This is a genomic window from Endozoicomonas gorgoniicola, assembly GCF_025562715.2.
GTDB lineage: Bacteria > Pseudomonadota > Gammaproteobacteria > Pseudomonadales > Endozoicomonadaceae > Endozoicomonas_A > Endozoicomonas_A gorgoniicola.
On sequence record NZ_JAPFCC010000001.1, the window covers coordinates 1626175 to 1650302 of the forward strand.

Annotated in this window: 18 protein-coding genes; 5 read left to right on the top strand and 13 right to left on the bottom strand. The window is 49.2% G+C overall.

Going from position 1 to position 24128, the window contains the following annotated elements; genetic code table 11:
• Window positions 1-33 precede the first annotated feature (33 nt).
• Window positions 34-1260 (top strand): 2-methylaconitate cis-trans isomerase PrpF, encoded by a 1227-nt coding sequence (gene prpF / locus NX722_RS07425; protein ID WP_262567436.1) that lies wholly within the window; start codon window positions 34-36, stop codon window positions 1258-1260.
• Window positions 1261-1304: 44 nt separating this feature from the next.
• Here prpF and NX722_RS07430 read toward each other — a convergent pair whose 3' ends face one another.
• The 3 genes from NX722_RS07430 to ppsR all read right to left on the bottom strand — a co-directional run bounded on the left by NX722_RS07430 (window position 1305) and on the right by ppsR (window position 3289).
• Window positions 1305-1505: a hypothetical protein gene (locus tag NX722_RS07430; protein WP_262567437.1), complete on the bottom strand. Its 201-nt coding sequence runs from the start codon at window positions 1503-1505 to the stop codon at window positions 1305-1307.
• Window positions 1498-2259, bottom strand: a complete 762-nt coding sequence (locus NX722_RS07435; protein WP_262567438.1) for a hypothetical protein — start codon at window positions 2257-2259, stop codon at window positions 1498-1500. The genes NX722_RS07430 and NX722_RS07435 overlap by 8 nt, the downstream gene beginning before the upstream one ends.
• Window positions 2260-2467: 208 nt before the next feature.
• The gene (gene ppsR / locus NX722_RS07440) at window positions 2468-3289 is read right to left on the bottom strand and encodes a posphoenolpyruvate synthetase regulatory kinase/phosphorylase PpsR (RefSeq protein ID WP_262567439.1); all 822 of its coding nucleotides are present in this window, start codon (window positions 3287-3289) and stop codon (window positions 2468-2470) included.
• 256 nt (window positions 3290-3545) lie between these two features.
• On the opposite strand from ppsR, the gene ppsA reads away from it, so the two are divergent.
• Window positions 3546-5915, top strand: coding sequence for a phosphoenolpyruvate synthase (gene ppsA / locus NX722_RS07445; RefSeq protein ID WP_262568628.1), 2370 nt, complete (start codon window positions 3546-3548; stop codon window positions 5913-5915).
• Here the strand turns inward: ppsA and NX722_RS07450 are convergent.
• Both NX722_RS07450 and NX722_RS07455 read right to left on the bottom strand, forming a co-directional pair.
• A complete protein-coding gene (locus tag NX722_RS07450; RefSeq protein ID WP_262567440.1) occupies window positions 5912-9763 on the bottom strand; it encodes a hypothetical protein in 3852 nt (1283 codons plus the stop codon). The genes ppsA and NX722_RS07450 overlap by 4 nt on opposite strands.
• Before the next feature lie 133 nt (window positions 9764-9896).
• Window positions 9897-10766: a ribonuclease T2 family protein gene (locus tag NX722_RS07455; protein WP_262567441.1), complete on the bottom strand. Its 870-nt coding sequence runs from the start codon at window positions 10764-10766 to the stop codon at window positions 9897-9899.
• A gap of 130 nt (window positions 10767-10896) precedes the next feature.
• On the opposite strand from NX722_RS07455, the gene NX722_RS07460 reads away from it, so the two are divergent.
• Window positions 10897-11445, top strand: a complete 549-nt coding sequence (locus NX722_RS07460; protein WP_262567442.1) for a heme NO-binding domain-containing protein — start codon at window positions 10897-10899, stop codon at window positions 11443-11445.
• A gap of 39 nt (window positions 11446-11484) precedes the next feature.
• A complete protein-coding gene (locus NX722_RS07465; protein ID WP_262567443.1) occupies window positions 11485-12945 on the top strand; it encodes an ATP-binding protein in 1461 nt (486 codons plus the stop codon).
• A gap of 50 nt (window positions 12946-12995) precedes the next feature.
• Here the strand turns inward: NX722_RS07465 and NX722_RS07470 are convergent, their stop codons facing one another.
• The gene (locus NX722_RS07470) at window positions 12996-13997 is read right to left on the bottom strand and encodes a threonine ammonia-lyase (protein ID WP_262567444.1); all 1002 of its coding nucleotides are present in this window, start codon (window positions 13995-13997) and stop codon (window positions 12996-12998) included.
• Between the two features lie 269 nt (window positions 13998-14266).
• Here NX722_RS07470 and NX722_RS07475 point away from each other — a divergent pair, with 269 nt between their 5' ends.
• Complete coding sequence (locus NX722_RS07475; RefSeq protein WP_262567445.1) at window positions 14267-14401, top strand: hypothetical protein; 135 nt, start codon at window positions 14267-14269, stop codon at window positions 14399-14401.
• A 119-nt stretch (window positions 14402-14520) separates the two neighbouring features.
• Here the strand turns inward: NX722_RS07475 and purB are convergent, their stop codons facing one another.
• The 7 genes from purB to NX722_RS07510 all read right to left on the bottom strand — a co-directional run bounded on the left by purB (window position 14521) and on the right by NX722_RS07510 (window position 23887).
• Window positions 14521-15891 (bottom strand): adenylosuccinate lyase, encoded by a 1371-nt coding sequence (purB, locus tag NX722_RS07480; protein ID WP_262567446.1) that lies wholly within the window; start codon window positions 15889-15891, stop codon window positions 14521-14523.
• Window positions 15892-16161: 270 nt separating this feature from the next.
• Window positions 16162-16743, bottom strand: a complete 582-nt coding sequence (locus NX722_RS07485; protein ID WP_262567447.1) for a hypothetical protein — start codon at window positions 16741-16743, stop codon at window positions 16162-16164.
• Window positions 16744-17130: 387 nt separating this feature from the next.
• The gene (locus tag NX722_RS07490; protein ID WP_262563664.1) at window positions 17131-18492 is read right to left on the bottom strand and encodes an IS110 family RNA-guided transposase; all 1362 of its coding nucleotides are present in this window, start codon (window positions 18490-18492) and stop codon (window positions 17131-17133) included.
• A 1158-nt stretch (window positions 18493-19650) separates the two neighbouring features.
• Window positions 19651-20262: a high frequency lysogenization protein HflD gene (hflD, locus tag NX722_RS07495; RefSeq protein ID WP_262567448.1), complete on the bottom strand. Its 612-nt coding sequence runs from the start codon at window positions 20260-20262 to the stop codon at window positions 19651-19653.
• 74 nt (window positions 20263-20336) lie between these two features.
• Entirely contained in the window at window positions 20337-21458 is a 1122-nt protein-coding gene (mnmA, locus tag NX722_RS07500; protein WP_262567449.1) for a tRNA 2-thiouridine(34) synthase MnmA, read from the bottom strand.
• Between the two features lie 154 nt (window positions 21459-21612).
• On the bottom strand, window positions 21613-22146 hold the full coding sequence (locus tag NX722_RS07505) for a hypothetical protein (RefSeq protein ID WP_262567450.1): 534 nt from the start codon (window positions 22144-22146) through the stop codon (window positions 21613-21615).
• Window positions 22147-22466: 320 nt separating this feature from the next.
• Window positions 22467-23887, bottom strand: a protein-coding gene (locus tag NX722_RS07510) for an ISNCY family transposase (protein ID WP_262563791.1) whose coding sequence is annotated in 2 segments (ribosomal slippage) — window positions 22467-23443 and window positions 23443-23887 — 1422 coding nt in all. Because the reading frame shifts where the segments join, the coding sequence is not laid out codon by codon here.
• Window positions 23888-24128 lie beyond the last annotated feature (241 nt).

The following is a 24128-nucleotide window of genomic DNA, read 5'->3' on the forward strand; positions in this document are numbered from 1 at the left end:
GTTGATGGTTGCCACCCTAAGGAGAGAAAAAACATGAGCTTTGTGCCTCAGGTGAAAATTCCCGCCACCTATATGCGTGGCGGAACCAGTAAAGGGGTGTTCTTCAGCCTTGAAGAACTTCCTGAACCGGCTCAGGTGCCAGGTGAAGCCAGAGACAAACTGCTGTTACGAGTGATTGGTAGCCCTGACCCCTATGGCAAACACACCGACGGCATGGGTGGGGCTACTTCCAGTACCAGTAAAACGGTCATTGTTTCCAGAAGTGTTTCAAAGAGTGCTTCCAAAAGTGTTTCAAAGAGTGCTTCCGGGAACAGTCAGCCAGAACACGATGTGGACTATCTGTTTGGTCAGGTCGCCATCGACAGACCGTTCGTAGACTGGAGTGGTAACTGTGGCAATCTGACGGCTGCCGTGGGAGCCTTTGCTATCAGTAAAGGGCTGGTTGATCCGGATCGGATTCCTGACAATGGCATTGCCACGGTACGGATCTGGCAGGTGAACATCCGGAAAACCATTGTTGCCCATATTCCCATAAGTAACGGCGAGGTGCAGGAAACCGGTGATTTTGAGCTGGATGGCGTCACTTTTCCTGCGGCAGAAGTGCAGGTTGAGTTTTTAAGTCCGGTGGATGCCAGTGAAGCCATGTTCCCTACCGGGCAGCTGGTGGATGATTTGGACGTGCCGGGTATTGGTTGTTTAAAAGCCACCATGATTAATGCAGGGATTCCCACCATTTTCCTGAACGCTCAAGATATTGGTTACACGGGAACAGAGCTGCAGGATGTTATTAATGGTGATGAGGGTGCTTTGAATCGACTTGAAAGCATTCGCGCTCATGGTGCGGTACAGATGGGGCTGGTTGAGCATATTGATCAGGCGGCACACAGGCAGCATACCCCAAAGCTCGCCTTTGTTAGCAGGCCCGCTGATTATAAGGCTTCCAGTGGTAAAACGGTGTCAGCGAATGATGTTGATCTGCTGGTCAGGGCAATGTCCATGGGTAAGCTTCATCATGCCATGATGGGAACCGCAGCGGTGGCGATTGGCACTGCGGCTGCTATCCCCGGAACTCTGGTGAACCTTGCCGCCGGTGGGGGAGAGCGGCAGGTGGTTCGCTTTGGTCATCCGTCGGGTACATTAAAAGTGGGTGCCAGTGCCAGTCTTGTTAAAGGGGAGTGGGTTGTTGAAAAGGCAGTGATGAGCCGGAGTGCCAGAGTGTTGATGGAAGGCTGGGTTCGGGTGCCGGGTGATGCGTTCTGATAGTCTGTTCCGCTTCGAATACAGGCTCCTAGTGCAGCTAAGCGCTAAAAACCATGCATGCAAAACCTTTGTCTATGGCTCAGGCAGGGGATAAAGGTTAATTGCAGCATGCCGGCAATGCGCAGGTTGTACTCAATCACCACCAGTTCGTTATTGGGGTCTTGCAAAATGGCAGCAAGCACCTGCTGGTAGCGAGGGTTAACCGGTATTGAGGTATCGTAACGCCCAGAGTGAGGGTCAGGCATCAACATCAACCATCTCCCATTCACTTTCTCCATTGAAACTCGCCGCAACAGCCCTGGCACCCTCCATTCCTCCGGCATACCCCGGGTTAACATAAAGTTTAAGTTTTCGTGAATTTAGCGACCTGTTCGAAAAAGGAAAGGTTTTAATGACGCCTACGATTCTTGATCCAGAAAGAGGGTATGTAATAGCCACATCAAAAATCTTTTGGGTAGAGGGGAATCTAACGAACGTTTGATCATCAATATCATGATGTGGGAAAGCGTGTACATCACTTTCTGGCACAATAGCATCACGAAAGTACCTGACCGGTGGTTTGCTACGAATAATGCCTCCTAAATCCCTGATATCAATTAAACACACTGAGCTGGCAAGGGGATTGCTGCAGCGAGCTTGATAATAGCATATATAAGTGGCAAAGCATTTTATCGTTTCCGGATCTACGGGAGTAGATAAGTTCGTTAACTTGAAGCCAAGCGGTGTGTTACACAGTATCACATCTAATAAGGTGGGATATACCCCGCTCTCAACATTGCACATAGCTGGAGACATACCCTCTTTTAACGTAGCAGGAATATCGTTCTCATCCACACTCATGTAGACATAACCGAAAAGTCGCTTATGTCCTCTCCGGACACTGTCTGCATAACTCGTTTCCGCTATCTTGGTTGTATCCTGAAAAAACAGGCTTTTAGTCAAAAGAAGCATGTTGCTTTCTTTAAAAAAATCTTTTAGCTTTATCAGGGAATCAGGCATCGTAAACACTCCGGTTAAAGCTATTAATTCCGCCCCAAGGTTAGTACATCGTTGTATTGCTGAAACAGACATAATCCCTTGTCTGCACACCACCAATCCAGGTCTGGTCTAAATGAACCTGATCAAGACTCCCCAATGCAGTTTCATTGTCGCTCCCTTTTACAAAGGGACAGTTACAACGGGACAGTTACAACGGGACAGATTACCTCTATTTCAATCGCCTCTCTAACCCGGTCATGGCCATGATCCGCGTAGCAATTTCTTCTACCGAATAATCGGTACTGTTGATGGAAGGGATGTTTTCCTGCCGGTAAATCTGTTCAACGCTGAAAACCTCGTGCTGACATTGCTGGCTGGAAGCGTAACGGCTGTTAGGTTTGCGTTCATGGCGAATGCCTGAGAGACGTCCGGGGTGAATGGTCAGTCCGAACAGTTTCTGGCGATAAGGTTTGAGGGACGCAGGCAGCCGGGGTGTCAGTCCTAAGTCTTCCTCGGTAATCGGGTAGTTGGCAGCGAAAATCCCAAACTGCAGGCCAAGATAAATACAGGTCGGGGTTTTGCCGGAGCGGGATACCCCCAGCAGAATAATATCGGCTCTGTCGTAATTGCGGGTTCGGCAGCCATCATCATTTTCCAGGGCAAACTGTACCGCCTCAATGCGGCGGTGGTAACTGCTGTTGCTGTGGGTCGAGCGTTTTTGACCGGCACGGTAGAGAGCGTGCTGACCAAACTCCTGTTCCAGGCCTGGCAGGAAAGTCTGGAACAGGTCAATCACATAAGCACCACTGGCGTGCATCATGCAGCTGACCTCTTCATTGAGTACGGTCATAAACAGTATGGGCTGGGTACCATCGACGCCCTGAGGCTGGTTAATGGTTTCCAGTGCCTGTGCGGCTTTTTCGACGGTGTCAACATAAGGCAGGGTCACATACCTGAATTTAGGGCCGGTAAACTGTGCCAGCAGGCTCTGCCCAAAGGATTCAGCGGTTATGCCGGTACCATCAGAGATAAAAAATACGTTGCGATGCACAAAAAAATACTCTTTTTAGTCGTTTCAGGGTATTTCATTCGGTAACAAAATCGCACATATTATACCGGCATCAAGATGACGGATACAGATCCTGCTGTCGCAAAAGCTTCCGGCCGGATCTGGAATAAAACAGCAACCCGTGTTTACGGGAGAGACGCGCCAGAGGAAAACGATTGTGGATAGCTTCAATAAGGGCTTCAATAAGGGCTTCAATGATGGTTCCGGTGATAGCCCGGATAACAGTGCGGTCGGTCGTGTGAATAGTTTTGTCGCCAGCCTGGACTCTCTGGGTGCCAGTGATATTGAGCAGGTGGGTGGCAAGAATGCATCCCTGGGTGAAATGATCAGTAACCTCAGTGGTGCCGGGGTTCGGGTGCCGGGAGGTTTTGCCACAACAGCAGAAGCCTACTGCGATTTTCTTGAAAGCAACGGGTTGTACGAGCGTATCCATGAAATGCTGGATGACCTGGACATCAATAATGTGCGTGCGCTGGCAACAGCAGGCGCACAGATCCGGCACTGGATTATGTCGGAACCCTTTCGTCCTGAACTGGAACAGGCCATTATCGATTCATACCGGATGTTGTGCAATGGTCAGGCTGACCTTCCGGTGGCTGTGCGTTCTTCAGCGACGGCAGAAGATTTGCCGGATGCCTCTTTTGCGGGTCAGCAGGAAACCTTCCTGAACATTCGGGGTGCCGACAACGTGCTGTCTGCTGTTCGGGAAGTGTTTGCCTCCCTGTTTAATGACCGCGCCATTGCTTACCGCGTGCATCAGGGATTCGATCATCGTAATGTGGCTTTGTCGGCTGGTATTCAGCGTATGGTTCGCAGCGAGACAGGCGCTTCCGGTGTTATGTTTACTCTGGATACGGAATCCGGCTTTGAAGGAGCCGTGTTTATAACGGCGTCTTTTGGTCTGGGTGAAACCGTGGTTCAGGGTGCTGTGAATCCGGATGAGTTTTATGTCTATAAGGAAGCCTTGAGACAGAACCGTCCCGCGATTCTTCGCCGTAACCTTGGCAGCAAGGCGATCAAGATGATTTATGGACGAACCGGTTCGGCGGGTGCCTCGGTTAATACCGTCGACGTTGATCTGGATGACCGTGGTCGCTTTTCCATTACTGACGACGATGTTCTGGAACTGGCTCGCCAGGCAATGACGATCGAGCAGCATTATGGCTGTCCGATGGATATTGAATGGGCAAAGGATGGTGATGATGGTTTGTTGTATATCGTTCAGGCACGTCCGGAAACGGTACAGAGCCGAAATGGCAACCGGCTGGAAAGCTACCGCCTGCTGGAACAGGCTGAACCGCTGGTGGAAGGCCGCAGTATCGGACAACGCATTGGACAAGGGCGGGCTCGCCTGATTACTGACCTGGAAGATATGGATCAGTTGCACGAAGGTGATGTGTTAGTCACGGATATGACGGATCCGGACTGGGAACCTGTGATGAAGCGCGCATCAGCCATTGTCACTAATCGCGGTGGGCGTACCTGTCATGCAGCCATCATCGCCAGGGAGCTGGGTATTCCAGCAGTTGTGGGCTGTGGTGACGCTACCCGGCTGATTCAGGGCAGCAGGGATATTACGGTGTCCTGTGCCGAGGGAGATAGCGGGTTTATTTATCCGGGGCTGCTGAATTTTGAGCACAATGTCCGTGATCTTAAGAAGATGCCTGATTTGCCTTTCAAGCTGATGATGAACGTGGGGAATCCGGACCGGGCCTTCAGTTTCTCCCGTCTGCCAAACCATGGCGTAGGGTTGGCGCGGCTGGAGTTTATTATCAACAAAATGATCGGGGTTCACCCCAAAGCCCTGTTGAATTTCGATGCATTGCCAGGGAATGTGAAACGGATTGTCTCTGAGCGTATGTCCGGCTACAGCGATCCTGTATCCTTTTATATCGACAAGCTGGTGGAAGGGGTTGCAACCATTGCGGCAGCCTTTGCGCCGGAAAAAGTGATTGTTCGACTGTCTGATTTTAAATCCAATGAGTACGCAAACCTGATTGGTGGTTCGCTTTATGAACCGGATGAAGAAAACCCCATGCTGGGTTTTCGTGGAGCTTCCCGCTATATCTCTGATTCTTTCAGGGACTGTTTTGAACTGGAATGTATCGCCATGAAACGGGTGCGGGAAGAACTGGGCCTTGATAATGTAGAATTGATGATTCCCTTTGTTCGCACGCCGGATGAGGCGAGACAGGTGGTAGAGCTGATGGAAGGTTATGGTCTGAAACGTGGTGATAACGGGCTGCGTGTGATCATGATGTGTGAACTGCCATCCAACGCCCTGATGGCTGACGAGTTTCTGCAGTACTTTGATGGTTTCTCGATTGGTTCCAACGATATGACCCAGCTGACATTGGGCCTTGACCGGGACTCCGGAGTCATTGCCCATTTGTTTGATGAGCGAAACGGGGCGGTTAAACAGTTATTGTCGATGGCGATTAAAGCCTGTCTGGCACAGGGCAAATACATTGGTATCTGTGGCCAGGGGCCCAGTGATCACCCTGACCTGGCTCGCTGGTTGATGGAGCAGGGCATTGAGACGGTTTCACTGAATCCTGACTCAGTGGTCGAAACCTGGCTGTATCTTGCAGAACAGCCGGTCAACTAAAGGCTTTTCAGGAGGGGAACTTCCGGGGTCAATGGTTCCAGACGATGTAATCCCGGCTCCTGAACAGGAGGTACCTGCTCGCTGTCTGTCGCAGTAGCATTGCCGCCGGTACTGGCTGGCTCCGCAGGTCGGGCGACGGGCAGTACCGCCTGCCAGTGGTTGTTGATGTGAAGAAGGGCGATGGTATCCGGTTCGTTGATCGCTGAGTCTCTCTCTTCAGGCGGCACAGGGGTGATTGCATCCCGGCTATACATTGCACTCGTGAGAATAGGGTAACCTTCCGAGAAGTCTACCCCTAACACCAGTATGTTCAGATTCAGTACAGGAGCAATCAGTCGATGCAGGATTTCTGTGGTTCCCCAGGCTTGTCGACCGGGTCCGTCTACATGGAAGGTGGCTGCAATTTGATTTAACTCAGGATCATCCGGCTCATAATTTGCCATCATTTTTGCACGGTGGGCAAGTCTGTAGAATAATTCAAAGCCTTCGTTCGGATTATTAACTGAACTATCACGTTCGGATAAAAGGTTGAGCCAGCGTTCCAGAGCATCGAACATACACCAGTTGTTATAAGGTACATTAAACACTCTATACCCTCTGATTCCTCCTGAGTTCAGAAGCTCGCTCAGTTGACTCTGGCTAAGATCATGGTTTTTCCCGGAGGGAGGTGAAGCTTTTGATGTGTCGGAAGCAGATGCCCCTGAAGCTGATAATTCACTGCGTTGTGTCTTCTTCTCCCAGAGGCGTTTAATCTGAGTGGCCCTTTTTATACCCTCTCTGAACCCGGCTAACACTTTGCTGAGTTGCTGTTGGTAGGAGGCTTCACCTGTTTCTAATCTTTGCAGTTCAGTCTCAATGGAGGTGGACGGTTCTGCCTCAACGGGGTGTTGACTCTGCGCCGGTTGTCCTTTCTTTTTTCCTTTCTTTTTTCCCTTCTCTTTTCCTTTTCCTTTTACAGGTTGACTGGTTACCTTTTCCTGAAGATGAGTGAGTTGCTTCAATAGCTTGTTTTCTTCTTCCCTTTGGGATTGCCTCTGTTCAGGCTTCTTATTATTAATGGCTTGTCGCCTGAGTTCCGAGGCTTCATTCAAGGTTATGACCCCGTCCTTTATCGTGTTGGCCAGGTTGTCCTGATCCTCAGCTTCCAGGATCAGGAGGCTCAAAAGTTCTTCGATCTCGCTGGCATCGTAGTTCGCGTTTTTTTCTTCCGTGATGCCCTGCAACTCGTCAATGGCTTCCACATGCCATCTGTAGGCTTGTCTGACAGATTCGATCAGGTCATCGTCAATGGTCGCTATTATTGTCCGAAGCAGTTTGAAAAAATCGGCCTTATCAAGTTTTGGGTAGTTTCCGGACAGAGCGGCCCACTGTGCATCCTCATAATAATCGTATGCTTTTGCGAGCAGGTCACGGAGTCTGCTGGCGAAATTCCCCCAGAAGAAATAACAGTCAGCAATAGAAGACATGATGCGCGCTCTCTGAAGCGGGTCTGATGTTATGGAGAGTACATCGAGGTAATGTTGCAGAGCATCTTTAAAGCGTTCTTCGGTAAACGCCTGCCTTCCCTGTTCATACAAAGATTGCCCGCTGTTTTGTTTAACGGTGTTTTTTTCAGAGGCTTTATTGGCGGTTGCAGTGGTTATAGCCGGACTCTGAGGTTCAGGTTTTTTGTCATGCTGTTTAGCAGCCTGATGTCTTTTTTCCCTCAGACTTTGGGCTGCTTTCTGATAATCCTGCATTTTCTTGCGAAGCTTGTCTGACTTCCGCTTTTCTTCTTCAGCCCAGGTGTCGGCTTTCTGCTTTATTTTCTCAGACTTCTCGGCCAGAGCGCTTGCTCTGTCCTGCTTTTGCTTTTCAATAGCATTTTCTAGCGGGGAAGTATCCAGCTCCAACAATTTGGCACTTTTAATAAAAGAGGTAAAATTTGTCGATGGCAGATCGAATCGCTGAAGAATCATCATCAGAATGAGCTGGGTTTCGCCAAATAGGCGCCGAATTTCTAAGAAGTGTTCAGGTCCGGCATCTTTTAGCTCTTCTTCAGTCAACTGCATAAGCAGCAGTAGTGTGTCAATGTCTCCCATTTCAGTGGCAACAATGGATAGCTCGTACTTTGTTGACCAGACACCGACGGTGGTCATACCCTTGTCGAAGACATTGTGCTCATTAAGAAATGAGATAATCCTGCGCAGGTCTTGCCAGACATTCGCGACAGCCAGGGTAAATGTGGGTTGCTTTTTTCGGTAGGTGCTGGTCAGCCTCACGAGCAGTTTCAGAACAAACTCGTAAGTCCTGTTTAATAAGGCCTGAACTTCCTTTTCGCTGTATTCAAGAGCATTCAGTTTTGTCTGGTTGGGTTGCAGCCCGTCACAGAGTTCCGCCAGAAGCTGAACTGGAAGAACATCACTGCCTTCTAGTCCGCCACTGGTAACGAGTGATTCGCTCTCCAGACGGTGAAGAAACCAAATAGCGATAACTCGTGAGTAAATCAGAGTTCTGTCGACATTGTTGATCAGTGTTCTATTGGTCATTTTGCCACTGGCTATATAATCCGAATGCAGCTGGATTAAAAGCCGGGTGTAATGGATTAGCTGTTCAATGTCTTTTGGGTTTAACAGTGAAATGTCTTTGGTTTCATCAGTAAAATCAGCCAGCTCTTCATGATAGCCTTGCAGATGGGCCATAGCTTCTGTCATTTGTCTTCTGGCGGTTTTAAGGTTGTTTTTTTTGTCAGGTGCTGAGTTTTGATTCTCTTTTCTCTTTTTTACAGCAGCCAGAACGGCAGAGTGCATTGAAAAAAATGAGAATTTGATTGTCTCTTCTTCCGATGATGTTTCGTTCTCTTCATTGGGGCTATTCAGGTCTGTGGCTTCAGCAGGACCGCTGCGCTGGACAAATATGATATCAGTGTTGGCCTGGTTTGACGGCTGGGTTGCAGAGCCCCCCTGACTGCCTCGTCGAGGGTAAAAATAGACGGCCATGGCGATATCTGCATCAGTTCTTTCATTCGCCTGACTCACTTCAGACTGCCCTGGCTGGGGGACTCTGACAGAAGGGAGTGCTCGGTGCTTAGGAACCGGGACTTCCGGAGTAGGGGATGGAACATAGAAACTTTTGACAGGATTAAGGATCAGTTGTTCGGGTACATGAAAGGTGAACGGCCTATCCAGCTGGCCAATTCTTATTGTCAATCTGTAAGAACCGTTCTGAAGCACCCTCCCTACTACGACACGATCATGAAAAGACTGCGGACTGAGGGTTGTATCTGTATTACTGAAGGTTAGAACTAAAACATCATTTAGCGCAGTGGAGTCTTGTTCACCCCCCCGGGCTGTGGACATTGAAATAGATGGATTGATATAAAGAGAGCCGGGTAATTGTGCTTTGAGCGGGTCATGGCCTTGCTGGTTGTAAGGCTCCGATCTTGTAATACCGTTGTTTGAAAGCAATGTTCCAACGGTACCCAATGGATAATAATCCTGTAAGAAGGGGGTAAAAGAGAGTGCCTCAGCCTGGGTAATGGCATCCGGATTTGCAGCGATTGCAGCTCGTCCGTCAGGGGTCAGAAAAAGAAAATGGGTAACATAATCGGTTGCACTGACACGCAGTCGCCCTGTTAGCCCATTAAGGCGAATTTCTTCCGCAATAATAAAGTTTTCTTCCTCACCAAGAGTGAGCGTTCTACGAGTGACTCCCGCGTAGTTCACAGAAATAGCGTTAAATGACCCGCTGCTTTTTGTGAATATAAACAGATGGTCAGATAAGCCTCCGTTTACCTCGTAGGCAGTCAGCATCAAACAGATTGATAATAAAAAATGACGGCATCTGACAAACTGCTTTTTATTGTTCATAGTTTCTGGCTTTTGTGTTTGCTGAGAACCCTTTGGCCATTGCGCCATTCACAGGTATCCGTAACAGAGAAATATTTTGTGTTCCAAAAATAGCAGTAAATTCGATTTAAAGTGTCTTAGGAGCCTGTCGGACTTAAGAATCAGTCAGTGTGACAGGTATAACGATCTTACCGGAACAATCCTTCCCTATTTGTGTTTGAGTTGTATGTGGGTTACCCAATTTGTCGATGAAGAAGAAGATTTCAAAGAGCATGGTCTGACCTTTAACCGGGGTGCATCTCAGGCCTGTATAATTCGGCAGCAGAGACTTCAGATGAGAAGTACTGACCTCAAATGGAGCTTGATGTTGACCAATAAGTCTGTACAAATTGTCCAGATTGGGAAAAACCATGCTTCTGTAGGTATTTGCCTGCAGAAAATAGTTTTCTGGCTTCAGCCCGGAGCAGGTTCCGTGTTTGCGCCATTCGTGTTTAAAGAGAGGGATGCTCTGCGGATATAAGTCTTTTATTGAAGGATGGTTCATAATCAGGAGCGCCTGCTGGTCATCAATTTCACAGTCCTTGCTGCTTTTACACCCGGGGGAGCTGTAACAGAATGAAGGATGATAGTTAAATAAAGGGTTGAGTGAAGGGTTGAGTAAAGGGTTGAGCCGGGAATTGAGCAAAGAGCTGGCTAAATTGCCTTGAATGGTGTTGTGTGTCACTTCTTCTGGAAGGTTAAAGTAAGGCCATACACCATGAACATAAAAGCGGTTCGCACAATGGTTTTTTCCGTTTTGTAAGCAATAGGTGGGCTGCCATGTCACTGCATAGACATTGAAGTCAAACCGTCCACTGGGTGCATGATTAACTTCTTTTTCCCATGGGTCTGAAGCGTTTACAGAAAAGGTAAACAATAGTGAGAGAATAACGACCAGACTGTTCACGGACACCGCCTTTTTCTGATTCTCAACAGGGCTGAGAAGAGTACCTGAGCCTGTCGGGGATATTATAATTCCACTCAAGATAGTACATATGGCAGTGATCACCATCAGAAAACTCAGGCTGCTCTCTGGCAGAACTTAAAAAACACCTTTAAATCCCACCATGCGTGCCGCTAATTCAGGTAAGTTACTACCTGCAGGGCAGACAGCAATGAAAGGCGTTATTTTTACCGAATTCATGGAAATGGTTGAACAAAAGTTCTCGGTTGACGTTGCAGAAGAGATCATTTCAGCAGCCAACCTTGAGTCTAACGGTGAATACACCTCCCTTGGTACTTATTCTCATGAAGAAGTTCTGAACCTGGTAACACTTCTGAGTGAAAAGAGCGGGCTGGAAGCAGGTGACTTGGCTCTGGCGTTTGGGGAGTATCTGTTTGGTCGTTTTGCCACGATTCATGCTGATTTCTTTCATGGCGTAAGCTCTGGGTTCGACTTTATTGAGAAAGTTGAAGATTACATACATATCGAAGTTCAGAAACTGTATCCCGATGCAAATCCGCCCAAGCTGACATGCACCCGGGAAGCGGATGACAAAATGGCGCTTCACTACCGCTCTCACCGTCCCTTTGCCTCGGTTGCTGAAGGTTTGATTAAGGGTTGTGCTGCTCATTTCAATGAGAACCTGACGATCGACCGGCAGGATCTTCCCGGCGTTGGTCCCGGCACTGAAGCTCGTTTTTTGATGGAAAGAAAATCCTGATTCTCTTCACGGTTCACTCCAGAGGAGCGATCTAAAGTCATGGATGCTGAAGCCTGGAAGAAGCGTTATCAACGTGAAAAGTCTGCCCGTAAGGCGGCTGAACGTATAGCGGAAGAAAAAACCAGAGAGATATTCTTCAGAAACCAGGAGTTGACGAAACTGGCTGCCAGCCTGGAAGAAGCTGTAAAAGAGCGAACCCGGGAGCTGGAAAAGCAAAACTTCAGCCTTGAAGAACATCGGGACAAACTCAAAAATCAGCAACGCATGTTGCAGTCGACTAATCAGGCTCTGGAAGAGAAAGCCATAGAGCTGGAAAAAATCAGCCGTTACAAGTCAGAATTTCTTGCCAATGTTTCTCATGAACTGCGTACTCCGTTAAACAGTACCATTATCCTTGCCAAACTGATTCTGGATAACTCAGAAGGCAACCTCAGTGCAGATGACCTTTATTCCATGTCGGTTATATATAATAATTCCAATGAGTTACTGGAGATTATTGAGGACATACTGGATATGTCTCAGGTTCAGGCTGGCGAGCTGAGTATCCATATGGAAGATGTTTCGATCCATGAGTTATGCCAGGGGCTTGAAGAACAGTTCAGACCCCTGGCTGATGAAAAATCGCTGGCCTTTACCATTGACGTTGACACCGATCTGGGTGAATGGATTAACACAGACCGGAAGCGGTTAAAGCAGATACTCAAAAACCTTCTGTCGAATGCCTGTAAATTTACCCCGGAGAAGGGTCGTGTGGCGCTGCGGATTTTCAGGGATGTCTGGAATCCGGATACGGATTACACTTCGGAATGCCTGAGTTTTGCCGTGTCTGACTCGGGCATTGGTATTCCCGTCGATAAACAGCAGACCATCTTTCAGATGTTCAAACAGGTCGATGGATCGACCAGCCGGCAATATGGCGGCACCGGGCTTGGGCTGGCGATCTGCAGAAAACTGTCAGACCTGATGGATGCGAGACTAACGCTGGTCAGTGAGAAAGATCAGGGTGCCACTTTTACGCTTTCGCTTCCCCCCGGCTCTCTGTTGCCTGATGCGGCAGACCATAACCCGTCCAGCATGAATAACGATTTCTTTCTTAACACCGTCGAGCCTGACAGTGATGAGGTCTTTGAGTTTAACCAACAAACGGTACTCGTTGTTGATGATGACCTGAGGAACAGTTTTGCCCTGTCCCAGCTACTTCAGAAGCATGGCCTGAAGGTGTTGTTGTCTGAAAACGGCAGGCAGGCTCTGGAATTAATGGAAACAGAGCGGCATATCGACCTTGTGGTACTGGACTTAATGATGCCGACAATGGACGGCTTTACCATGCTGGAGAAGTTAAGAAGCGAAGTTGAGTATCGTATGCTGCCGGTTGTTGTGGTGACCGCCAGTGCTTCAGCAGAGGACGAAAAACGCTGTCGCCTGGCGGGTGCCGACGACTACCTTTCCAAACCTGTAGAAGCGCCTGAGCTTCTTAGTTGTCTTCACCGCTGGCTGTAGGCTGCTCTTTATTTGCTTGCCACTATTTGCTCACCACTATTTGCTCACCACTATTTGTTCACCAACTCTGTGAAAAGGGCTTTATCAACATTACCGCCGGTGGCTATCGCTACTACGGTCTGCCCCCTGAACTGAGCCGGGTATTGCATCAGCGCACCCAGCGCGATGGCACCACTCGGTTCCAGTACCAGTTTCAGTTCTTCAAAAGCGATTTGCACCGCTTCAACGACAAAGTGTTCTGATACCCGTAAGCCCTTAACGCTGGTCTGGCGCACCACTTCAAAATTCGCTTTACCGGGACTCCGGGCTAACAGGGCGTCACAGTGGCTCAGGTTTTTCCCCGGCGCCCTGCTGAGATGATTAACCAGCAATGACTGGTTCATGCCAGCATACCCCTCCGGCTCTACGCCAAAGACCTGTGTGCTGGTATGAAACGGGTCAAACAGCAGGCTGCACCCTGCCACCAGGCTCCCGCCACCGACAGGACAGAGCAGGCTCTGGCAGTTAATCTGTTGTTGCTGTAACTGCTGCATCAATTCGACACCAACAGCACTCTGTCCCTTGATGATTTCCGGGTCGTCAAAGGGGTGCAGTAGTATTGAACCATTCTGGTTGGCAATGTCTTCAGAAAGTTTCTGGGCTGCTTCTTCCCTGGATGGCTCCATCTGCTGACAGAGTACGACATTGGCTCCGAGCTTCTTTGCACTGGCGATTTTATTTTCCGGTGCATCCGCAGGCATGACCAGTGTGACTTTTACATTGAGAATCTTGCCCGCAGCGGCAAGACCTCTGGCGAAATTCCCGGATGAGTAAGCCGTGACGCCCTGCTGCTTCTGCTCCGGCGTTAATAACAACAGGCGATAGATAGCTCCCCTGAATTTGAAGGCACCGGTTTTTTGCAGTGACTCTGCTTTAACCAGTACGTCGCCATGGATCAGTTTTGACAGTGACTCAGAAACCAGTAACGGCGTCATCCGGGTGTAGGGCTGTTGCTGCTGGTACACCTCCCTGAGTGTCATGGGGTCGGGCAGGGCTGTTGGTGTAGAGGACATGAGACAACCTTTTCAATAAGATCAGTCAAAGATAGACCCTGATGCAGTAAAGGGTTGCAATATGAATGGAAACAGCGGAGTAGTTTAAATGAATGATTGATCGCAAATGTTAACGAGTGGTATTGTATGTTTGCGTTCAGTCGGTGTTCTTCGGTGGTTTGAGTTGTACATCTGTATAAGATGACTGTGTAATCTATTGATATTAAAAAAGATAATCAGCCTGAATCAGAAGGCAATAAATCAGATTCCACCGGAAGGTATAGAAAACAATGAACTGGTTAACAAACCTGAACAAGGATCATTCGCTGCACAAAGTAGCCGATGAGTGTCTGCAGAGGGTAATGGAAAGTTACTACCTTATTCAGACTGAGCAGAAAGAAGCACGGAATGATAATAAAGACTGATAGCTGTTTGCGTCATAGTCTGTTGTTCCACCAGTATGAAGAGGGCTGCCTGTTGACTCAGGCAGCCTTCTTGTTTTTTTAGAGGGGGGTATTCAGGCTTTCGAAAAAACAGGCTGGTTTCAGATAGCCTTAGCCTGATCCACAGCGTTACCAATATAGGTGGCTGGCGTCATGGCTTTCAGTTCTTCCTTCACCGGGGCTGGCAGCTCCAGTCCATCGATAAAGGTGGCCAGGGTTGTTTTGGTGATACCGTCCTGACCACGAGTCAGAGCCTTCAGTTTCTCGTAAGGCTGTTCAATACCGTAGCGGCGCATAACTGTCTGAATCGGCTCGGCCAGTACTTCCCAGGCATTATCCAGGTCAGCGTTCAGTGTCTCGGCATTTACCTGCAGCTTGCTGATGCCTTTCAGGCTGGAGGCGTAGGCGATCAGGCTGTAGCCCAGACCGGCACCCAGGTTACGCAGAACGGTAGAGTCGGTCAGGTCGCGCTGCCAGCGGGACACTGGCAGTTTGGCGGCCAGGTGCTGCATGACTGCATTGGCGATGCCCAGGTTGCCTTCGGAGTTTTCGAAGTCAATCGGGTTGACCTTGTGCGGCATGGTGGAGGAGCCCACTTCACCGGCAATGGTCTTCTGCTTGAAGTAACCCAGAGAGATATAGCCCCAGACATCACGATCGAAATCGATCAGGATGGTGTTAAAACGGCAGATGGCATCGTACAGTTCGGCGATGTAATCATGTGGTTCAATCTGGGTGGTGTATGGGTTAAAGGTCAGTCCCAGGCTGGTGACAAACTCTTCTGCATGTTCCTGCCAGTTTACCTCAGGGTAGGCAGACAGGTGAGCATTGTAGTTTCCTACAGCGCCATTGACTTTGCCCAGCGGGGAGATCGCCTTGATCTGCCGGATCTGACGGCGCAGACGATAAGCGACGTTGGCCATCTCTTTGCCCAGTGTCGTTGGAGACGCGGTCTGGCCGTGGGTACGGGACAGCATTGGCTGGCAGGCGTGATCTTGCGCCAGTTTTTCAATATCAGCTATCAACTCTTCCATGACCGGCAGGACGGCTTCTTGCATCCCCGTTTTCAGCATCAGGCCGTGAGACAGGTTGTTGATGTCTTCAGAGGTGCAGGCGAAGTGAACAAATTCGCTGATGGCAGCCAGTTCGGCGTTGTCCTGTACCTTTTCCTTGATCAGGTACTCAACGGCTTTTACATCGTGGTTGGTGGTGCGTTCGATGTCTTTGACACGCCCGGCGTCAGACAGGGAAAAATCGTCGATCAGCTGGTTCAGCGCAGCATCTGCTTCTTCAGACAGAACCGGAACTTCGGTGATTTGAGGGTGAGCAGCCAGAGCCTGCAACCACTTTACCTCAACAGTAACGCGGAAGCGGATCAGGCCATACTCGCTGAAAATGGTTCTGAGACTTTCGGTTTTAGACCCATAACGACCGTCGATAGGGGATACGGCAGTCAGTGCAGTCAGCTCCATGTTTAAACGCCTTATGATCGCAGAAAGGGCGCATCATACCGGAAAAACATCGGTCTTTCAGGTGTGATGAATGAAAAAAGATGGCAAGGAGTATGTTATCGAGTTTAAGGATGCCACCATTGACGGCAAACCAGTAGCCAGCCAGTACGGCAGCAAAAAAACTTAGAAGGCAGTGGCTGTATGAAGCGAGGTAAAGGCGTGCTCCAGCCGTTGTTGGAGCTACTGGTGGAGCAGCCTTTCAAAACCGGTTAAGAACCATTTAATTCGGGACTATCGCTTACTGCCGTCAAGACCTGATGCGCCGTGGGGGTAGAGGCTGTAGGGAGGAGGCGGAACGTTTCCCAGCTGATTGGGGTCAGGCAGTCCAGGCCCACGCCAAAGTCCTGGTTCTGGTCTATCCTGTTCCGAGGGTGGAGCACTTGGTTCTGGATGCTGCTGCATTAATGCTGAAAGACTTTCATCCTCCCCGTTCCTGTTTTCGCCGCCTTCGCTTATTTCTCTGCTCCGGGCTCCGTATTCCTCCTGCAGAAAGGCTACAGCCTGTGACCGTTCTGCAGCAGGCGGTTGCTGAGTTTGAACATATTCAGCTTCAGTTGTACGGTTTAAACTAAGCACCAGGTTCGGCCCATCAAAGGTCAGTTGTTCAATTGCGTAAAAAGAATGACCTGATTCTGATTCTGATTCTGATTCTGACTCTTGCTCTGATACTACCATAGTGATGCGCTCGAGATCATGGTTCCCAAAAACCCCCAGAGTGATAGTGAAGCTGGAATGATCCTGATGGGACTCGGTTACCTGCACTACTACTCGGGTAGAAGTGTGCAAAAAACCCGGGAAAGCAACTCTGATCATAGTATGAAACCCACCTGCAATGGCGTGATGCAACCATGCCTGTGTGTTTCTGTCACTTCCTCCCAGATGTATCGCGTGGGTTGTGAGAGGCATAGACCAATATGAAGTGCTGTTTGAAGCACCTTCGTTACCATTAACCGACATATGGGTTAATCGCACTCTCTCTCCTAGATCATATCGAGTTGAGTCGGTTAAATCGCTCCGTCTGTCACCGCCTTGCCGGGACTGGCTCTGGTAAAATCTGTAGCAGTAATGGGGTAAAGCGAAAAAAGGTAAAGTGGCACAATAGGTCAAACAACACATCCACTTGTGACAGTCATTATCCCAATTGCACTCTTCAAACAGGTCTTCTGAGTAACTCCTTCGGGACTAGTTATTTGCATAGAGTCAAGATGGTGAGGCTGTTTCAATTTCGACCAGTTTGTAACCCATGTCTTCAGCGCGCTTTCTCATGTTTTTAATGACTCGGTCACGGTATTGCTCCTCGTAGTAATCCTGACCTCTATCTACGTACTCTGAGCCGTTTTTCAGCATGCTGTAAATCAGCCGGGCAAGTTTATGTGCAGTCGCTGTAATCGCTTTTGGTGCCCCCAGCTTACTTCTCATTCGACGATAATAGGCTCCCAGCGCACTTTTCGAACTCACCAGAGTCAGTGCAGCCATACGCAGAGCAGAAGCGGCCCGGTTAGGGATTCTTTTGGTCTTGCTGCTCAACACTTTGCCTCCTGATATCTTGTTTCCCGGGCTCAGTCCCAGCCAGGAACAAAAGTGCTTCACTGTCGGCCAGCGACTCATGTCTGTACCAATTTCAGAAACTACCTTCAGGGCGGTATTTTCCTCTATTCCCTCAATCGATGTCAGATCTACCCCTGTCACCCGGTAAAGGTGAGTTCTTACATCAAAAGCAGGGGCGCTGGCTGATTTGCGTTTTGCAGGCAGAGAGATACTCTCGGACTTATCATCAAACTGGTTCAACTGGTCTTCCAATGCCTTGTCACAAGCTTCAATTTGCTTTTCGTAAAAATCATAAAGCTCAACAGACTGCTTTAAGGCAAATAGGTGTTCCACCCGGTAATGCCCATGCAGTGACTTAGCAATGACTTTCTCTGATTTTTTACAATGAGAGTCCCGGTGTTTGGCCAGTACCTCTGGGTCACGCTCTCCCGCGAGAATGGAGAGAATGATACCCATCCCCGTTTTGCCAGTGATATCCGCAACGACATTGTCCAACAACAGGTTCATTTGCCGTAAAGCTTTCTGCATGTGCTGTATGTGCGACGCCCGGTAACGGATCAGGGTTTCACGCTGACGCATATAGGCACGCAAGGCACACACCTGATCTTCAGGGCGAAAAGCTCCCTCAAGCAGGCCATGAGTATGCAGTTGTTGTAACCACTGACAGTCCTGCACATCACTTTTACGACCAGGGACGTTTTTAACATGACGAGCATTCACCAGTTTGACGTCAAGGCCGTGCTCTTCAAGCATTTCGAAAGCGGGAATCCAATAGATTCCGGTAGACTCCATGACCACGGTCGTAATTCCGATTTTCACGAGCCATTGAGTCATCATTTCGAGATCAGAGGTAAAGCAGGCAAAAGACCGAACCGACTGTTCATCGAGCTCTTTAGGGACAGCAACAAAGTGGAACTCTGAACCAATATCAATGCCTGCAGCATAGAGGTTCACGGTTTTTAGATGGCCAGATATCCGCTTTTGAACTTTAGCCGGATTTGGGTTGTGTTTCATGACTGCGTTCCTACACTACTGAACGAAGGCATATCCGGGTATGGGGCTGTCGATCATATGCAGTCTTCTGAACGAGATCGCCAGGCGTCATCAGTGATGCGGTCGCCAGCCTCCCGACCACGCTAAACTTCGGGCAAGAGCACCAGTGTGCGTTCGGTCTCTGGCTCGGATATGCCTCCTTCCTTATCGTAGGACGAAGAATTGAGGTTGGCAGCTAAGAGTTACTCTGGGTTGTGTGCCCGCCGGGCGGGCTAGTCCGCTAAACTGTGGCAAAGGCTGTAACTGCAGCTATAACAGTCATAGGTATTCACCCTCAGGGTATGTCTTGTAGTGGTGAGGAAAAGTCCACCTGACCGGCCAGGTTGGGAAAACAGCCAAAAAGGCGTAGTATCGGGGGACGGAAAATCAGCATTAGCTGACTGTAGGTCCATTGTTGAGTTTGTTTGAACCGACTGGTATTCGCAGGGGCAAAAACTATGACCACAAAAGCGACAAAAGGCAAGGTTGACATTGGCGCAAAGCCCGCCTGCATCGGGACCGGAATGATTAAGAATACCTGAGTGAGAGTCTGCCATGGTATTTCGGATAGAGCCGCTGAATACCTTCGATTCGCTGCCTTTAAGTTTTAGCGTCCAGGAAAAAAACGCCTCATTGTCTGAATAGCTGCTGTTTGACAGGAAGGTTAGCACCAATAGCATCAGTAATAGCTTTAAACGGACGACATTTGCTTTCGGCACTTGTAAGACCTCTTATGAACTCTGGCCACTTTGTTAAAACTAAATTCAGGTCGGTAAATATAGCTTAAGTTTACTGATATGCTTCGAAGTTTGGTTACAGATTAAAAAATGCAGAAAAAGCTCTCAACCGGCCTCTGAAAAAGGTCGGGGGCAACACCACAAGATATTTCCGAAACTACGGACTGCCAAACTCTTAATTTGCTGAGAGACCGTACGATTGAGCTTGAGTATGTCGAGTCCATTTCGCGAAGCAAGGGTTAAAAAGATGTATGAAAAAAAGACCAGGAGCCTGTCGGACTTAAGCGTCCGTTGTGAGGATTGCAACCGCACGACGGCATGGATGCCGGAGCTAGGGCAACGCAGGAGCAGTTGCCGGTAGGACAGCCTTGAGTCCGACAGGCTCCTGGGAAACAGTCGATTTTCAGAGTTGCTTCAGACCGGCCAGCAATTTTTTGCGGTTCAGCAGCAGGTGCCAGCGGCTACCGCCGGTCTGTCGCCACAGAATGGCGGAACGAATACCCGCCAGAAGCAGCGCCCTGATTTTTTCGGCATTGCTTTTGATTTGCAGGTGGCGTAGATCACCAGAAACCTGTACACGGGTTCTGAATGTGCTGATGGTATCCAGATAGATGCCTGCAAGGCCGGCGATTACATTTTCATGCAGCAGTCCGAAGTGGGAGACCTGATCTCCGGCGCGGGAGAGGCGCTGGCTGATTTCCTGCAGCATATTGCCGTTACGACTGAGTTTACGCTCAAGGTGGATCAGGGTGAGGGCATAGCGAACGGTATCCCCCTGAATCGCATCACTTTGGCGCTCCAGTACGCTTTTAAGGGTTTGTCGTCCCAGTGCCAGTGAGCCATAGCCCTGATAGATGTCTTCTACTGAATCCGGGTTGGTCACAAATACGCTGTGGATAGAGGGAGTCATGTCCTCATCCGTCAGCTGACCTGTCCGTGCCAGGCGTTCTACTAACGCGGCTGCCTGAAAAATGCCGGCCAGCGCCGCGGCCTGTTCCTTTGCTGTGTATTGCACCAGTAATTCTCTGTTCCGTTCAGCGGGTCTGCAGGGTGGATTATTTCAGTTCGGGAGGCTGCAGACCCATGACCTTATGCGGCTTTGGCGTCAGCAGCAGTCTTGTGGCGTCCGTCAATAACGCCACCACCCAAACAGATATCACCGTTGTAGAATACCACGGACTGACCCGGTGTGACTGCTCTTTGTGCCTTATCAAACACCACCAGATAGCGGCCATCTTCCATTTTAGAGAGTGTGCAGGCCTGATCCTGCTGGCGGTAACGCACCTTGGCGGTCAGCCTGGAAGGCATTTCGGGTGCCTGCCCGGCAATCCAGAATATATCACTGGCGGTCAGAGCTTCGGAAAACAGCAGTGGGTTGTCATTCCCCTGGCCGACGATCAGTACATTTCTGTCGAGATCTTTTTCAACCACATACCACGGTGATTCACCAGCCCCTTTCAGACCGCCAATGCCCAGACCCTGACGCTGGCCAATGGTGTGGTACATCAGTCCGGAATGCTGACCAATGGTGTCGCCTGCTTCGGTGATAATATCGCCTGGTTGTGCGGGCAGGTACTGCTTCAGGAAGTCCCGGAAGCGGCGCTCGCCAATAAAGCAGATGCCGGTGCTGTCTTTTTTGTTGTGGGTGATCAGGCCGTGTTCTTCAGCGAGACGACGTACTTCCGGCTTTTCCAGTTCACCCACCGGGAACAGCGTGCGTGCCAGTTGTTCAGAGCCAACCTGATGCAGGAAGTAACTCTGGTCCTTGTTGTTGTCGAGACCTTTTTTCAGAACCGCCCGGCCATCGACGATGCCACCCCGGGCGTAATGTCCCATGGCGATAAAATCGGCATCCAGATGCCGGGCGTAATCCAGGAACGCCTTGAACTTGATTTCCTTGTTGCACAGAATGTCCGGGTTAGGAGTGCGGCCATTGCGGTACTCGTTGAGGAAGTGTTCGAATACGTTATCCCAGTACTCTGCTGCAAAGTTTGCTTTGTGCAACTTGATGCCCAGCTTGTCGCAAACGGCCTGTGCGTCCGCCAGGTCTTCCATGGCGGTACAGTATTCCGTACCGTCATCTTCTTCCCAGTTTTTCATAAACAGACCCTCTACCTGGTAGCCCTGCTGTTTAAGCAGAAGCGCTGAGACAGAAGAATCTACACCGCCGGACATGCCGACAATGACTTTGGTATCGGAAGGTTGTTTCATAGAATCATGTAGTTTGAAATAACAGGCAGCTATTCTACCCACCAAAGCTTGTCACTTCTATAGGACTTATGCATAGACGGTATGTCCTGAAACTTACTCAGTGAAATGGTGTTTTGTCTGAAAAGAATGTTAATGCCCGCCTTTGCCGCATTCCTTATCTGGATTGTTTATTCCGGGTGTAAAAGTGAATAGTCCCACCCCCAAATGCCTCTAACAGTTTTAATACACCATTAACCGCGTCCTGAATACGACTATTCTCTATGGTCATAATAAACTCAAAGTGTATTTGTATGTTGGAGCCCGGTGCCTGGCTAAGAGTGCCTGTCATGAGGGGGAAGTCAGCGGGGCCAGTAATGATGACCTCGACAGCCTGACCGCTACGAAGGGTTATATTTAAAACGTCGCTGTTGACTCTACTAAGCTCATCGTGGTGTGGCAGAGAAATAAAATGATTAAAACCATTAATTCTATAACGCCCCTGTATTAATCGGGTATTTCTAATTTTTTCCAGTAATTCCCTTTGCTTTTGAAATTTATTGAGATGGTCATCCATTGAATCCGGGTTGGCATCTTTTGCCCCACTGCCCTTGAGTGATTGCTGTATATTTTCATACAGAACATCCAGAGCATTGGTTTCATCAGTACGGGGAGTTATTCCGGGAGGAGTCGTAACGACTGTTAATGGCACGTTTAATGGCACGTTGCAAGGGTTTTGTTCTATGAGATTTATTAATCTTGATGCTCTTTCTCCCCGACCCAGCAGCCTGTTGATGTTATTCCTGAGGCGTTCAGGAGTATTTAGTGCCTGTCAGAAAACCTATGAAAATTGAGTCACTGACATTCATCAAACAGTAGAACTGCTCCGCAAGCATTATCAGAGTCTCGCTTATAGGGCACTTCTTGATCAAAGTGCTTGCAAAATAGCCAAAACTGCCATTTTACGAACGTGCAGAACCCTCATGCACCCATGATCAAATTTCGGACGGCAAAAGACTGCTGTCAGTAGGGCTAAAAATCCCGTTCTTGTAAAATCCTGCCCAAGCGCTTCAGGTTGCCACCCACAACCGCAAGGGCAACATAGCGCTTGAAGGCATCAATGCCCTTGTCCGGACATTTATCGAGGCCATTGGCTTCCAGAGCATTAATGTCAGACTCTACGGCGGAATGCTTTCTTTTTGCCCGGGTAAACTCAAGGTGGTGCTCTCGTTTTTTGTCTTCTGCGGAAAGCCTGCCTTTCTTCGGCAGAATGGTTCGTTCCAGAAAGCCATCAAGTTCCTCAAGGTTGGCGGGGCTCCAGAACCCTTTGTCATAACTGACCTGGCTCAGCATGGGAAAGCGTTGTTTTGCTCCTTTTGCGATAGGCACTGCAACCTGATCGTCTGTCTGCTTTTGCATCACATGGTGATTCAGCGTGAAGCCAAACTGGTCTTGCAGTACGCATACCCGCAACCCCAACTCTACAGGAACTCCGGCTTTACCCTTGCTGATCCATTCTGTGTGGGGTTCAAAAATCGAGAACACCTTGTCGCTGTGAGGAATCTGCTGATGCTCGATCACCCGACGATAAATCAGATTAATCTGGTGACGACTGTGGGCAATGTAGTATTTGAGATTCTCCAGCGCAGACTCATCGGGGGCGCTTTTTTCTACCAGGGCAGCTGTGCTTTCTGCCTTGCGGATAATGTCGAGACTGTACTTAATGTATTCAAGGTGTGCCGTTTCAATATCGTGCTGACGTGACCGCTGTTTAAACTCGCAGGCAGCAACGGAATGTTTCAGATTCCGCACCTTGTGATAGCGCTTTCGATGCTGTTTTTTCAGGTATTCCCGCTGACGCCACGCTGGTAACTGGTACTGGCCAGCCAGGGTGGACGCAAACTCAATAGCCTTACGACAGGCATCGTTTAACAGGCTGATGTCTGTGGGAAAATGAACATCGGTCTTGACTACAAACGAATCGGCACGGCCATATAGCGGCTCATCTTTTTTTTAACCAGTTGATGGCCTGCTGCCACGACAATCTGGTTTACCTGGTCCAGTATTTCGGGCGTGAACAGGCTGATATTATCCTGCAATGTCTGGATATGATAAGAGTGCGTGCAGTAAGGACCGTGCCCAAGCATTTTCCGTAGCGTGCCGTGTTCATTGGCCAGCTCCTGAAGACGGTCATAATCACAGTTAGTGACCAGCCGCAGGGTGCCAAACACCAGTATGTTCCAGAGATCCATACCGGGACGACCATTATTACTGCTGGCAGGAATCATACTTTCAAGAACTTGAAAGACCTGCTCTCTCAGATCAGGTGTAACCCATATGTGCTGCAAGCCCCGCAAAAGCCGGGGAATATCATCTCTGGACTTGGGGTTGAATGTGATGGCGGAGATATCAACCTCGCCCAACTGCATTTGTGGATTAATGGTTTGACGCATAAACTCGAAAACAGCCTGTCTGGGAAAATCTTCGAGTATTATATTTGGCCTCAGGCTGTGTTTTTCAAGGGCTTGAGGGTTTTCGGACAGGCACTATTTAATAGCAGGGATTCAAGATGTTCCCTGTCTTGCTGATCTTGATTCACTGATAATGGAAGTGGATCTTGTTCTGTTGGGGCAGAATGTGAATGCTGTACACAGTCAGGACACCAATACCAGTTGGATATTCTAGCTGTTGGTT